This is a genomic window from Labilibaculum sp. (assembly GCF_963664555.1).
In the GTDB taxonomy this organism is placed as follows: Bacteria; Bacteroidota; Bacteroidia; order Bacteroidales; family Marinifilaceae; genus Labilibaculum.
On the sequence record NZ_OY761461.1, the window covers coordinates 251,359 to 265,488 of the forward strand.

The 14,130-nt window shown below is 36.7% G+C and carries 11 protein-coding genes, 2 tRNA genes and 1 rRNA gene; 9 read left to right on the forward strand and 5 right to left on the reverse strand.

From position 1 onward, the window contains the following. The first annotated feature begins 264 nt into the window (after positions 1-264). Together rpoN and ACKU4N_RS01130 are read left to right on the forward strand one after the other, a co-directional pair. Entirely contained in the window at positions 265-1,719 is a 1,455-nt protein-coding gene (gene rpoN / locus ACKU4N_RS01125) for an RNA polymerase factor sigma-54 (protein ID WP_321319764.1), read from the forward strand. Positions 1,720-1,848: 129 nt separating this feature from the next. After that, positions 1,849-2,451, forward strand: a complete 603-nt coding sequence (locus ACKU4N_RS01130; protein WP_321319765.1) for a phosphatase PAP2 family protein — start codon at positions 1,849-1,851, stop codon at positions 2,449-2,451. Between the two features lie 11 nt (positions 2,452-2,462). Here the strand turns inward: ACKU4N_RS01130 and ACKU4N_RS01135 are convergent, their stop codons facing one another. After that, positions 2,463-2,882 carry an SPOR domain-containing protein gene (locus ACKU4N_RS01135; RefSeq protein WP_321319766.1) on the reverse strand — a complete coding sequence of 140 codons (420 nt, stop codon included), beginning with the start codon at positions 2,880-2,882 and terminating at the stop codon, positions 2,463-2,465. Positions 2,883-2,901: 19 nt separating this feature from the next. Further along, on the reverse strand, positions 2,902-3,333 hold the full coding sequence (locus ACKU4N_RS01140; protein ID WP_321319767.1) for an SPOR domain-containing protein: 432 nt from the start codon (positions 3,331-3,333) through the stop codon (positions 2,902-2,904). A 235-nt stretch (positions 3,334-3,568) separates the two neighbouring features. Between ACKU4N_RS01140 and ACKU4N_RS01145 the strand changes: the two genes are divergently transcribed. Together ACKU4N_RS01145 and ACKU4N_RS01150 are read left to right on the forward strand one after the other, a co-directional pair. After that, on the forward strand, positions 3,569-3,943 hold the full coding sequence (locus ACKU4N_RS01145; protein ID WP_321319768.1) for a methylglyoxal synthase: 375 nt from the start codon (positions 3,569-3,571) through the stop codon (positions 3,941-3,943). A 95-nt stretch (positions 3,944-4,038) separates the two neighbouring features. Continuing rightward, complete coding sequence (locus ACKU4N_RS01150) at positions 4,039-6,327, forward strand: inorganic phosphate transporter (protein WP_321319769.1); 2,289 nt, start codon at positions 4,039-4,041, stop codon at positions 6,325-6,327. Between the two features lie 56 nt (positions 6,328-6,383). On the opposite strand, the gene ACKU4N_RS01155 is transcribed toward ACKU4N_RS01150, so the two are convergent. The 3 genes from ACKU4N_RS01155 to ACKU4N_RS01165 all read right to left on the reverse strand — a co-directional run bounded on the left by ACKU4N_RS01155 (position 6,384) and on the right by ACKU4N_RS01165 (position 8,556). Beyond that, complete coding sequence (locus ACKU4N_RS01155; protein ID WP_321319770.1) at positions 6,384-6,905, reverse strand: hypothetical protein; 522 nt, start codon at positions 6,903-6,905, stop codon at positions 6,384-6,386. A gap of 13 nt (positions 6,906-6,918) precedes the next feature. Then, the gene (locus ACKU4N_RS01160; protein ID WP_321319771.1) at positions 6,919-7,599 is read right to left on the reverse strand and encodes an SIR2 family NAD-dependent protein deacylase; all 681 of its coding nucleotides are present in this window, start codon (positions 7,597-7,599) and stop codon (positions 6,919-6,921) included. A 111-nt stretch (positions 7,600-7,710) separates the two neighbouring features. Further along, complete coding sequence (locus tag ACKU4N_RS01165; RefSeq protein WP_321319772.1) at positions 7,711-8,556, reverse strand: hypothetical protein; 846 nt, start codon at positions 8,554-8,556, stop codon at positions 7,711-7,713. A gap of 250 nt (positions 8,557-8,806) precedes the next feature. Here ACKU4N_RS01165 and dnaG point away from each other — a divergent pair, with 250 nt between their 5' ends. The 5 genes from dnaG to ACKU4N_RS01190 all read left to right on the forward strand — a co-directional run bounded on the left by dnaG (position 8,807) and on the right by ACKU4N_RS01190 (position 14,061). After that, positions 8,807-10,762 carry a DNA primase gene (gene dnaG / locus ACKU4N_RS01170; protein ID WP_321319773.1) on the forward strand — a complete coding sequence of 652 codons (1,956 nt, stop codon included), beginning with the start codon at positions 8,807-8,809 and terminating at the stop codon, positions 10,760-10,762. Positions 10,763-10,783: 21 nt separating this feature from the next. Beyond that, positions 10,784-11,296, forward strand: a complete 513-nt coding sequence (locus tag ACKU4N_RS01175; protein WP_320020297.1) for a pyridoxamine 5'-phosphate oxidase family protein — start codon at positions 10,784-10,786, stop codon at positions 11,294-11,296. 942 nt (positions 11,297-12,238) lie between these two features. Beyond that, positions 12,239-13,758: ribosomal RNA gene (locus ACKU4N_RS01180) — 16S ribosomal RNA — on the forward strand. A gap of 143 nt (positions 13,759-13,901) precedes the next feature. Then, a tRNA-Ile gene (locus ACKU4N_RS01185) sits at positions 13,902-13,975 on the forward strand. Positions 13,976-13,987: 12 nt separating this feature from the next. Then, positions 13,988-14,061: transfer RNA gene (locus tag ACKU4N_RS01190), tRNA-Ala, on the forward strand. The last annotated feature ends 69 nt before the right edge of the window (positions 14,062-14,130 follow it).

Consider the following 14,130-nt stretch of genomic DNA (forward strand, 5'->3'; position numbering starts at 1 on the left):
GGTTTTTTTGTGCTTTATATTTTTAATATTAAAATTCGGGGTTTTATTGCATTTTTTATCCCGCTAAGGTAATATTTGGTGGAATTGCTTGTAAAAAACAATGAAGTAAGCTATTTATTTTGAGCCTTTTGAGACTATCTCTTGTGCTTAAGATTTTGATACTTACCTATTCTGGCTTGAAAATTGTTCTTGCACGATGATCTTCTTGTAAGTTCACAAGAGAATATGTACCTTGCTTCATTCAAAAAAAAGAACGGAATCAGTATGCTAAAGCAAAGTTTACAGCAAAAGTTATTACAGAAATTATCACCTCAGCAAATTCAGGTGATAAAATTGTTGGAGCTTCCAACTTTGCAGCTTGAAGAGCGAATTAAAAAAGAGTTGGAAGAGAATCCTGTTCTGGAAGAAGGAAATAATGAAGAAGATTATCATGATGACAATCAATCTGATGAAACTCCCGAGAAAGACAAAGACCAGGAAGAGTTTTCTTTGGAAGATTATATGAATGATGAAGACACTCCATCTTATAAGCTTTCTGCACAAAATTATTCGCAAGACGATAAGCACGAAGAAATTCCTTTTTCGGGAGGAACAACTTTTCATGAATTACTGATATCACAGTTAGGATTGCGCATTCTTACTCCTGAAAAATATGCTTTAACGGAGTATCTGATTGGAAATATTGATGAAGACGGATACCTTCGAAGAGAGATTGAAAGCATTGTGGATGATTTGGCTTTCTCTATGGGGGTTGAGACTTCCTATGAAGAATTAGTGGAATTGTTGCGGGTAATCCAGGATTTTGATCCCGCAGGAGTTGGTGCACGTGACCTGCAGGAGTGCTTGCTTCTTCAGATTGAACGCAAAGGCAAATTTAATCCAGATGTAAAATTAGCTAAGCTGATTCTGAAAAAGAATTTTGAAGAGTTTACCAAAAAGCACTACGATAAAATTCAGAAGAGAGTTGGCGCAAGCGATGAAGATTTTAAATGTGCTGTTGACGAAATTTTAAAGTTAAATCCAAAACCGGGAAGCACATTTAATAACCCATTAGATAAAGCATCGCCTACTATCATTCCCGATTTTATATTGGAAGAGGAAGATGGTGATTTGATGCTTAGCCTGAATTCACGAAATGTTCCCGAATTACATATTAGCAGAGCTTATTCCGAAATGCTTGAGGATTATTCCGGGAATAAAAAAAATCAGTCAAGAGAGAATAAAGATGCCGTTATGTTTGTGAAGCAAAAGCTCGATTCAGCAAAATGGTTTATTGATGCAATTAAACAAAGACAAAATACATTGTTGATAAGTATGAACGCGATTATTGATTTTCAGCGGGAATATTTTCTAGAAGGTGATGAACGTAAACTCAGACCAATGATTCTTAAAGATATTGCTGAAATCACAGGACTCGATATTTCAACAATATCACGGGTTTCAAATTCGAAATACATACAAACTCATTTTGGTATTTTTTCTTTAAAATATTTCTTTTCCGAGGGTTTGCAAACCGATTCGGGAGAAGAGGTGTCGACTCGTGAGATAAAGAAAATACTGCATGAATGTATTGATAATGAGGATAAAAAAAAGCCATTAACGGATGATAAGTTAGCGCTTATTTTAAAGGAGAAATCCTATATGATAGCAAGGCGTACTGTAGCTAAATACAGGGAACAATTAAATATTCCTGTGGCCAGATTAAGAAAAGAATTATAAATTTTGTTAAAGAATAAACGAGTTGGTGCAAAGACAATTATCTTTGCACCTTTGTTTTATTAAAGAGTTTGGATAAATGATGTAAATATTTTTTCACATCTTCTATCCTGCATCTCAAATCTACTATATATGAATTTCGCCCGAATAATATCAGGAGTGGCACATCCAATGTTAATGCCATTGATTTCTGTTTTTGTAATATTTCATTCAGGAACCTACCTTGACTTTGCGCCCCATCAATTGGTGCGTGTTATTTATATGATTGTAGCAATTTCAACGGTATTACTGCCCCTAAGTATCTTGCCTTTACTGAAGAATCAGAATATAATTTCAGATATTGGTTTGGAAAAACGTCAGGAAAGACTCATTCCCCTGGTATTGACAATACTATTTTATTTTTTAGGTTATTACATGTTGCTTAAATTTCCAATCACAAGGGTAATCGCTAATTTACAACTGGCAGCTATTATTTCCATCTTTATTGTAACTCTTATCTCACTAAAGTGGAAAATTAGTTTGCATATGGCAGGTATTGGGGGGTTTTTAGGAATGGTAATTGCCTTTACCATACTTTATTCCAGTTCTCTGAAACTTGTATTTATGGTGGGAATTATTCTTGCAGGACTAATTGCTTATTCCCGGTTAAAATTAAACCTGCATACTCCATCTCAGGTTTACGCAGGTTTTATAATTGGTTTAGTAACGATTTGTTCTAGTATGCTTCTACTGTAAAATTCTATTATTTATTGGCGTAACAACCACAAATCCGGTGTTTTATTCAATTTCCGTAAGCGAATCAGTTCTTTAATTGCCGTTTCTTTTTTATTAAATGATTGCATCACAACACGAAACTTACCGTTTTTTTCCATTACAATACTTGGGTATCCTTTTTGGTACAATCTATCTTTAAAATTTTCAGCTTGACCTATATTATTGTAGCTGGCAGCTACAATGTGATAATCAAAAGAATTCCTGTTTTCAGCAATTTGCTCACTTGTAAGTTTTGGATCAGGCTTGTCAGGTTCAGGGGTTAATTCAGGAACCAATCGTTTTGCTGTCTGTTCAGCAAGCTTCCCTTTTTCAATCGGAGTTACTGTTTTTTTATCTTTACATCCAGAAAAAAGAAGAAATACAAGAATTAAAAAGAAGTTAAATTTTACCATTTCGATTTTAAGTTTCAAATCATCGTTTAATATAAAGCCAATTTTCTTTATTTTCCTCGGATGCTCTTGCTGATTTTAGTTCCTGAAAAGCAAGAGTGCGATCTGAAAAAGCTTTATAGGAAACCCGGTGAAAACCATTTGCAGCTTTGAAAATTTCAGAATGATATCCTTCCTTAATTAATTTTTGCTGCAAACGTTCTGCATTCTCTATATTTTGAAAACTAGCTAAAATTAAAAAATATTTGTTTGGAACTTGTTCAACTACAGGTTCAAGTTTCTTTTTAGCTACTGCCGGCTCTGCCTTGAGTTCAGCTTTTGAAGTCTCTTTTTTTGCTTTCACCTTTTCAGTAACTTCTTTTTTTACAGGAGGCTTTTTTTCATCTTTACAGGCCGAGACACTAATTGAAAGAATAAGTGAAACAATAAATGCGGTTTTAATATATTTTCTCATAAGGGTAGGATTAATATTATAGTAACAAATTTACAATTTTATTAATGATTTCAATAATACTTCGTTTATTTGTTATTTCATTAGTTGGATCAATTTATTCGCAGTGGCTTTTTAATAAATACCCGAATGCTTTGACAAAACGCTAATAAAAGTATGAATTATTGCTTTAAAAAAGGATTATCAGATCATACTTTGTGAAATATATTAAATTACAAAACAATTTAAAAATAAATGTATGAAGACAATCGCGTTGGTTGCTCACAATCAAAAGAAAAGTGTTATGCTTGCTTGGGTAAAAAGGCATAAGGATGAGCTTAAAAAGCATAAATTAATTGGGACTACAAATACATCAGAATTATTGAATTCAGTTTTGGATCTCGAGGTTAAAGGTTTTGGTCATGGTCCTAATGGCGGGGATATTCTTTTAGCCGCTCAGATATTGGAAGGGAAAGTAGATGAAGTAATTTTCTTAATAGATGCTGAAACACCGCACGGACATGAGCATGATATTCAAACCTTAATAAGAACATGCGTAATAAATAATGTACCAATGGCTTTAAATTTAGCTACCGCAGATTATTTAGTAAAGCTTAATAAATCAGAGGTGTAAAAGTGTTAACATTAAATTAACACAAAGATAATATTTGTGAAATATTAGCGTCTCCATGTGTTTGTATGTTTGCGGAGAATTTACGAACTTATAACATGGAGAACTTTTACTTAATTATTGTAGTAGTGCTTTTTGCACTGGCTATTTCTGACCTTATTGTTGGGGTTAGTAATGATGCCGTTAATTTCTTAAACTCTGCATTTGGCTCCAAGGCAGCCCCTCGATGGGCTATTTTAACAATTGCCAGTCTTGGAATTTTGGTTGGAGCCACTTTTTCAAGTGGAATGATGGAAGTTGCCCGTAAAGGGATATTTCATCCCGATCAATTCTACTTTGCAGAAATCATGATCATCTTTATTGCGGTTATGCTAACAGATATTATTCTGTTGGATTTTTACAATACCGTAGGTTTGCCAACATCAACAACCGTATCGATTGTTTTCGAATTACTGGGTGCTGCTGTGGCTGTGGCCGTTGTCAAGATCATGAACTCTTCTGATCAGACAATGCTTGATTTAGGTAGTTACATCAATTCGGCAAAAGCATTGGCGATTATTACAGGTATCCTGTTGAGTGTGGTTATAGCCTTTTTCTCTGGTGCTCTGGTGCAGTACATTAGCCGCTTGATTTTTACTTACAAGTTTGAAAAAACTTTTAAGTATTTTGGAGCCCTTTTTGGAGGGTTTGCAATTACCGCAATTACCTATTTTATTTTAATCAAGGGAGCTAAGGGTTCTTCATTTATTACGAAAGAAACACTTACTTGGATCAAAGAAAACACACTGACAATTATTTTGGTTTGTTTTGTTGGATGGACAGTCGTTTTGCAGGCTTTGGTATGGTTTGTTCGTTTAAATATTTTAAAAGTAATTGTTTTGGTTGGAACTTTTGCTTTGGCGATGGCCTTTGCTGGTAACGATTTAGTTAACTTCATTGGTGTTCCATTGGCGGGTTTCAAATCGTTTCAGGCATTTATAGCAAATCCAGGTACCGATCCTTATGGAATGACAATGGAGATTTTAAGCGACAAAGTGAAAACAGAAACTTATTTGTTGATTATTGCCGGCTTAATAATGACGATTACTCTTTGGTTTTCTAAAAAAGCCAGAACAGTTACTGAAACAGAAATCGGATTAAGTAATCAGAATGAAGGCGATGAAAAATTTGGATCATCCTTTTTTGCCCGTCTTTTGGTGAGACGTTCTTTGTCTGCAAATAGTAGTTTTAAAAGTATATTACCAGTTAAGTTTCAGCAGGGGATTCAAAAACGATTTACCAAGCCTTCAGCTCCGGCAGGTATTGATAAAAAGGATGTACCAGCTTTCGACATGATTCGTGCTTCGGTAAACCTTACTGTTGCAAGTATCTTAATTGCGATAGGAACATCTCTAAAATTACCTTTGTCAACAACTTATGTAACATTTATGGTTGCAATGGGTTCTTCACTTTCCGATAGAGCCTGGGACAGAGATTCTGCAGTTTACAGAATTACAGGAGTACTTACTGTAATTGGAGGTTGGTTTTTTACAGCTTTTTTTGCTTTTACCGCGGCGTTTATTTTTGCAAGTTTAATTAATTGGCTTGGAGGATACGCTATTGTTGCTTTATTAGCTGTAGCTGTTGCTTTCGTTGTGCGTTCTCATGTATTTCATAAACGCAAATCGAAGAGTAAAGACTCAGTCGAAGAAATAGACGAAGAGGATGCTTCTATTATTAGTAAAGGAGAGATTTTCGAACAGCTTACTCATGCAGTATCGGTTGTAACTACTAAGATTCCTAAGGTTTATGCTAAAATTGTTAATGGTTTGGCTTTTGAAGAACGCAGTACTCTTAAAGAATCTCTAAAAAAGGTTAGGAAGCTCGATAAAGAAGCTAAATCGCTGAAAGACAAGGTTCCTTTGGTTGTTCAAAAACTTTCTGAGGACAGCATTACAACAGGACCATTTTACGTTCAATTGCTTGATTACTTGCGAGAAATTGCTCACTCGATTAATTTTATTGCTGAACCTGCTTTCGATTATGTGGACAACAATCATAAATCATTGGTTCCTGAACAAATCGATGAGCTAAATAGAATCCAGGCAAAACTTGAAGATTTCTTCAAAACCATAAATCGTTTATTAAATGATAACAACTATGATTTGGATCAAATTGAAAAGGCTTTTGGAAAGCAAAAAGATTTGTTGTCATCTTTAAATAAGTTTAGAAAAGAGCAAATTAGAAGAATTAAGGCTGAGAAAGTTGGAACCAGAAATTCGGTTCTTTATTTGGGAATTATCAATGAAACCAAAAATCTTGTGCTTTATTCAGGAAATCTTCTGAAAGCATCCCGCGATTTTACTACAGGAAATGATGCGGGCGATTTGGAGAATGACGATTTGTAATTAGAATATTATTAGATTACATAGTAAGGGTATCCGATTTTTTTGGATACCCTTTTTTATTTTATTTTTCGCTCGAGAATGCCTTCCACCTCAAAATATTTATCAAATTCTTTCGAGTGTGTTTCAATATACTCCTTAAAGCTTTTCGAGTTGGGAAACACCTTGTTAAACTGATCTTTTGATAAAAAGAAGACTTTGTAACGATTCCCGGCAATTGGCTTGTAGCGGTAAATCATAAAGCCTTTATCATTTTCAGAACCAATAAATTCCATGTTCAAATAAACGTTCCCGTTAACTTCCGATGAAAACATTCTAATGTTGATAATTGATTCAATATACTTGGATGAGTCTGCGGTTTCTTTTAATTGAACAAGGTACTCGGTATCATTAAAAGGAATCACTTCGATATAACCTGATGCTTCTTCTTTTTTATTCTCGGAACTAAGAATCCATTCTCCCAATAAACTTTTTTCGATTACAGAATTACCCGAAGGCGATATTGGTACTTTCGATTCATAATGATTACAAGAAGTCAAAACTAAAATTCCCAATAGTAGTAACAGCACTTGTTTTTTCATAACTCAATGGTATTTAATGAAGAAGTTCGAACAGTTTTTCCATTCCAACACTCGCCTTTTCTCTAATATAAGTAATATTTCTGTTTGATCGCATTAATGGCTGATTAGGATCGATAACATAAACAGGTGTTTTATTTGGAATATAGTCGATTAAACCTGCTGCCGGATACACATTTAATGAAGTTCCAACAATCACAAAAACATCCGCTTTACTAACAATAGCCACCGCTTCGCTAATTGCCGGAACATTTTCTCCAAACCACACAATATGAGGCCTCAATGGTGAACCTTTTTCACAAGTGTCGTTTAAACTTAGTTCCCAATGATCTAGATCATAAATTAATTTAGGATCAACTGTACTTCTAGCCTTCTTTAACTCACCGTGAAGATGCAATACATTTGAACTTCCGGCTCGTTCATGCAAATCATCAACATTCTGAGTAACAATTTCAACCTCATACTGTTTTTCAAGTTCTGCAATAAGAAAATGCCCCTTATTAGGCAAGCAATCAAACAATTGTTTACGACGTTCGTTGTAAAATTGATGTACTAAATTTGGATTTTTTTTCCATGCTTGAGGACTGGCAACTTCCATTACATCGTATTGCTTCCAAAGACCACCCATGTCACGAAATGTTCGAATACCACTTTCAGCACTCATGCCGGCACCGCTTAATACAACTAACTTTTTCATACAATAAATAGATCTTTTCGACTCAATTTAGTCATAAAATAAGGTCGTTCAAAATTTATCAATTCAGGCAATTATCTCTTTAAACAAATTAAAGCAAATATGAGCATATATTTATTTTGCTAACTTTTTAAAATCACTCCCCAAAAATCTGTCGGTTCGCTTGCCTTTTACCATATGGTAATCGAAATAATAAAACTTTGAGTCGTCGGTACCAATAAGTATTTTAAAACATCTGGCCTTGTTTTTAGTTTTTTCGGGGCCAACTTTATGCAAAAAGATAATATCGTTGTTCTTATTTCGAATGGCTTCCTCAATTTCATTGGCTTCTACCAATTTCACTTTGCCAGGATATATCTTTCGTATTTTAGCTGTGGAATTAACGTTATCATCCATCTCATTCTTTAGCAAATAGAGAGTTTTGTCTTTAGTTTCGGAACTGTTTTTATTGTAGTATTTCAGTATGTTTTCAGATATAATGTCAGAATTTTTAGTCACCAGTGCAATATGGTTTTGCATAAACAGAACCAAAGAGGTGAGTTTATAAATGTAACTTTCTTCATCAACTTGCACATACGATAATGGGATTGAACACAGGTCAGGCATATCACCAATAACATTTGCCTGTCCTCCCAAAAGCAGACTTAAAAAATTGTACTTGGCATTGGTTTTGTCTTTATTAAAAGTAACAATACTTGTTACTAAAAATGAATACTTAGGATTGAATCGTTGTTTTTCGAATTCTGCGTTCGAAATAAATTCATACTCGGTAATGGTCCAGTTTTGTTTAACCGCTTCTTTTATTTTGTCATTAAAATCGGAAAACAGATTATCTTCCAAAACCACAAGTGTTTTTGTGTTGTGAAATCTATTGTAGTCAGATGCGCTTGGCAAGTGTTCTTGTGAGAATGACTGGATTCCTGCCAGACAAATTGCGATTGTTATAATGATTCTATTCATGGGTTTACATCTTGATAATGTGTTGACTTGCTTGTTTTTTTATGGTTTTAATACAAATTCAAGTATTGAATTTAATCAAATAAATTATGTCCATCAAAATGTAGAGCGAATTGTTGTTGGTATTATTTTCGATTCCGGAAGAATTTTCAAGAGAATGATTACATGGTTTTTCTGATTGGGTTTAATTTAGAATTTCTAAAATCTGCCGATCTTTCCATTTTTATCAATCTTGTTTCCTATTTTTGTTGCTATGATTGATCAGTCAACAGTTGCACGAATTTTCGACTCTGCCGAAATTGCCGAAGTAGTTTCCGATTTCGTGACTCTAAAAAAAAGAGGGGTTAATTTCCTGGGATTGTGTCCTTTTCATAACGAAAAGTCGCCATCCTTTACCGTTTCTCCTGCCAAAGGCATTTACAAGTGTTTTGGTTGTGGAAAAGGTGGAAATTCCGTGAACTTTATTATGGAACATGAGCATCTCGATTATGTGGGTGCATTAAAATATCTGGCGAAAAAATACCACATCGAGGTTGTTGAAAAAGAGCTTTCGCCCGAACAGGAACGACAAAAGAATGATCGGGAGAGTATGATGATTGTGAATTCTTTTGCTCAAAAATCATTTACCCAGAATTTGTATGAGCATGCTCAAGGCATGGCCATAGGAATGGGATATATGCGGGAACGCGGATTTCGAGATGATATTATTAAGAAGTTTCAGGTCGGTTATTGTTTAGATGCTTGGGATGCTTTTTCGAATCATGCTCTTGATTGTGGTTATAAAAAGGAATATCTGGTGAAAACCGGATTAAGCATCGAAAAAGAAAACCGATTGCTCGACCGCTTTCGCGGAAGAGTTATTTTTCCGATTCACGGAATTGCAGGCCGGGTTCAGGCATTTGGTGGTAGAATACTTAAAAATGATGCCAAAGCAGCCAAATATTTAAATTCCCCCGAATCAGAAGTATATCACAAAAGCCGGATTTTGTACGGCATTTTTCAGGCTAAGAAATCCATCGTTCAAAACGAAAAGTGTTTTTTGGTTGAAGGCTACACCGATGTACTTTCATTTCATCAGGCAGGAATCGAGAATGTTGTTGCTTCATCGGGAACGGCTCTTACAGCCGATCAAATTCGTTTGATTAAACGGTTTACCAATAACATTACCATTATATACGATGGCGATGCCGCAGGTATTAAAGCTTCACTTCGGGGAATCGATTTGGTATTGGAACAGGAAGTGAACGTAAAAGTTTTACTATTGCCTCAAGGCGAAGATCCTGATTCATTTTCCAGAACTATGGGAGCAAGTGAATTAATGGAATACATCGAGAAGAATGAGAGTGATTTTATTGTTTTCAAAACCAATCTTCTTTTAAAAGATGCAAAAGATGATCCGGTAAAGAGAGCCAATCTTATTATCGATATTGTGCGTTCCATTGCCATAATTCCAGATGGTATTGTTCGTGCGGTTTATGTGCGGGAGTGCAGTAATATATTAAATGTGGATGAAAGAGTATTGTATACCGAAATCAATAAAATAATTCATAGAGTAAAAGAAGATAGCTGGAAGAATGAACAAAGATCCAATTTACCGGAAGATCAGACTACAGATAAGTTGTCGGAGAATTCTGCATTTCTGCGTTCAGCAAATGAATGTGATTTGGAGGAACGGGCATTGGTTCGAATATTGCTCAATTTTGGAAGTGAAATTCTCTATAGTCAGAAAGACGAAGCCGGAAATGAAGAGCAGTTGCTGGTTGGACAGTATATTATTACAGAGCTCTCCAATGATGAACTGGAATCAGTCAATCCGTTGTATCAATTGGTATTCGATCAGTACGGTGAAAATATGGAAAAAGAAGATTTCAATACAAAAACCTTCTTTCGCGATCATCCCAATGAGAAGGTAAATCAGTTAGCTGCCGATATTCTTAGCGAACCCCATCAATTAAGCGGTTTGTGGACCCGTAACGAAAGTGTTGTCGAATCAGAGGAAATGAAACTGAAAGAGATCGTTCCTAAATTGGTGAATGAATACAAAGGGAAAAAGGTTCGTTTGTTAATGAAGGAGGTTATGCAGGAAATGCAGAAAGCTCAGGATACCGGTAATGCCGATCGAATGATGGAACTGATGAAGCAAAAAATGGTGCTCGATCAAATAAAAAATGCGATTTCAAAAGAACTGGGAAATCGAACCATATCATAGAATCTAATAAAACACATATATATGAAGACCATATTTATTGAATCTAAAGAGCAAATCGACGAAATTATCAACTCATGCGATACCTGCTTTTTGGGAGTAGTCGATCCGGAAAACAAACCATATGTTATTCCTATGAACTTTGGCTTTCACGATAATTACATTTATTTACACGGAGCAGGTTTTGGAAAACTAATAGATTGTTTAAAATTGAACCCGGAAGCATGTGTTACTTTTTGCACACCTCCAGTTTTGGCTTATCAGGATGTGCACATGGCATGCAGTTACCGCATGAAAGGAAAAAGTGTTGTGGCACGTGGTCCTATCGAGTTCATTATCGATATGGATCAAAAAGTTGATGCGCTGAACATTACCATGGCTAATTATACAGATCACAAATTCACCTACAACACGCCAGCCGTTCGTAATGTAGAAGTATACCGTATGAAAATTGACGAAATTACCGCTAAGGAATTTGGTGCGCCGCATGGCAACAATTTCCCCTGGCAAATGAAAAGAGACAATAAAGAATCTTAAAAAGACCTATAATACAGCAAGCCTTCTCATCTCGGGAAGGTTTTTTTTAGTTTAGGGCGTTTCCCTCATAAATTCGGGTCAGGCTTTCCGTTTCTACTCCTCGCTATACTCTTTTCTGTATTGTTGCTGTTTTCTTAAAACTTATCCATTTCCAATTATTTGTTTCATTTTAATTTCGCAGTGAAGTATCCACTACAATCCTTAACCCAGTACATTTCAAGTTTTGCTTTTTAAATTTTCATTAGCACTTCTTAATACAACTTATAAATACAGGCTGTATTTTTGTTTCGGAGATTAAATCATTTTCATTTCCAGGTTAAAAAAATGCATGTTTGGGGCAAAAAGTACAGTAGAGTTTTTCTTTTTTGATTTTATCGAAAAACATTTGCTCAGGTTTCCAGCGAGTTAAGTTAATGTTTCAAAATACTTTTAAAAATGATTAGGAATTGGGAGAAATAATGGTTTATCTTTGCACCGCTTTCAACGGAAGGTGCCTGGTTTTTTTAGTGTTTTTGGGAGTGATTTTGATTTCACAAAAGCCTTGGTTTATTTTTTTGAATTTTTTTTACTTTGGGATTAGGATATGTTGAATTAAATGATTTATCTTTGCACCCGCTTTAAGAGTTAACGAACTCGTGAGCCACTAGGAAACGTGGGGTTTGCAGTGAGATTAGCTTGAAAAAAAAAGTTAAAAAAAGATTTGCAAGTTTAGGATTTATTTCTTTATCTTTGCACTCGCTTTTAGGGACAGCAACGGCTGTCTTGTTAAGAATGAAATTTTAGAACGGGTTGCCTTTTTAAGTAAGGGAAAAACGGCCGGGAAAAGTTCTTTGAAAATATTGGAAACAACAAGTTAGGTAAATACAAGAATAATACCTTGTCAATAAAGAATTACGATAACTTTAATACATTCATGAGCAGAATTATAACAAAAGTTTTTATACAACGAAGAGTTTGATCCTGGCTCAGGATGAACGCTAGCGACAGGCCTAACACATGCAAGTCGAGGGGTATAAGCAGCTTGCTGCTTAGAGACCGGCGCACGGGTGAGTAACGCGTATGCAACCTACCTTTTACTGGGGGATAGCCCAAAGAAATTTGGATTAATACCGCATAATATATTTGAATCGCATGGTTTGGATATTAAATCTACGGAGGTAAAAGATGGGCATGCGTAGCATTAGTTAGTTGGTGAGGTAACGGCTCACCAAGACTATGATGCTTAGGGGGTCTGAGAGGATAGTCCCCCACACTGGTACTGAGACACGGACCAGACTCCTACGGGAGGCAGCAGTGAGGAATATTGGTCAATGGGCGCAAGCCTGAACCAGCCATGTCGCGTGCAGGATGACGGCCCTATGGGTTGTAAACTGCTTTTTTACAGGAATAAACTTTACTACGTGTAGTGAACTGAAGGTACTGTAAGAATAAGGATCGGCTAACTCCGTGCCAGCAGCCGCGGTAATACGGAGGATCCAAGCGTTATCCGGATTTATTGGGTTTAAAGGGTCCGTAGGCGGGCTTTTAAGTCAGTGGTGAAATCCCGGAGCTCAACTCCGGAACTGCCATTGATACTGAAGGCCTTGAATTTAGTTGAGGTGGGCGGAATACGTTATGTAGCGGTGAAATGCATAGATATAACGTAGAACACCGATTGCGAAGGCAGCTCACTAAGCTAACATTGACGCTGATGGACGAAAGCGTGGGGAGCGAACAGGATTAGATACCCTGGTAGTCCACGCCGTAAACGATGATTACTCGTTGTGCACAATACACCGTGCGTGACTGAGCGAAAGCATTAAGTAATCCACCTGGGGAGTACGTTCGCAAGAATGAAACTCAAAGGAATTGACGGGGGCCCGCACAAGCGGAGGAACATGTGGTTTAATTCGATGATACGCGAGGAACCTTACCTGGACTTAAATGTAGATTGACCGGCTTAGAAATAGGCTTTCTCTTCGGAGCAATTTACAAGGTGCTGCATGGTTGTCGTCAGCTCGTGCCGTGAGGTGTCGGGTTAAGTCCCATAACGAGCGCAACCCCTATCGTTAGTTGCTAACAGGTTAAGCTGAGGACTCTAGCGAGACTGCCACCGTAAGGTGAGAGGAAGGTGGGGATGACGTCAAATCAGCACGGCCCTTACGTCCAGGGCTACACACGTGTTACAATGGCCAGTACAAAGGGCTGCTACCAGGCGACTGGATGCTAATCTCTAAAGCTGGTCTCAGTTCGGATCGGAGTCTGCAACTCGACTCCGTGAAGTTGGATTCGCTAGTAATCGTAGATCAGCAACGCTACGGTGAATACGTTCCCGGGCCTTGTACACACCGCCCGTCAAGCCATGGAAGCCGAGGGGACCTGAAGTACGTAACCGCAAGGAGCGTCCTAGGGTAAAATTGGTAACTGGGGCTAAGTCGTAACAAGGTAGCCGTACCGGAAGGTGTGGCTGGAACACCTCCTTTCTAGAGATTGGAAGTATTAATATAGATATTGTAGTTCGATAAGGAATTGCTCTGTATTTCCTGACTGATTGTTTTCATAAATTTATTTATACCATAACCCATAGCGTTAGGGTGTTTTCACCGCTAAGCTGATAGGTAGTAATAGTCCTGTAGCTCAGTTGGTTAGAGCACTACACTGATAATGTAGGGGTCCGCAGTTCAAATCTGCGCAGGACTACACAACGTTTATGGGGGATTAGCTCAGTTGGCTAGAGCGCCTGCCTTGCACGCAGGAGGTCATCGGTTCGACTCCGATATTCTCCACAGAAATACAAATGGTGTATTTAAAGTTCTTTGACATATTGAAACAAAATTAAAGTAGAAGTAACAAAA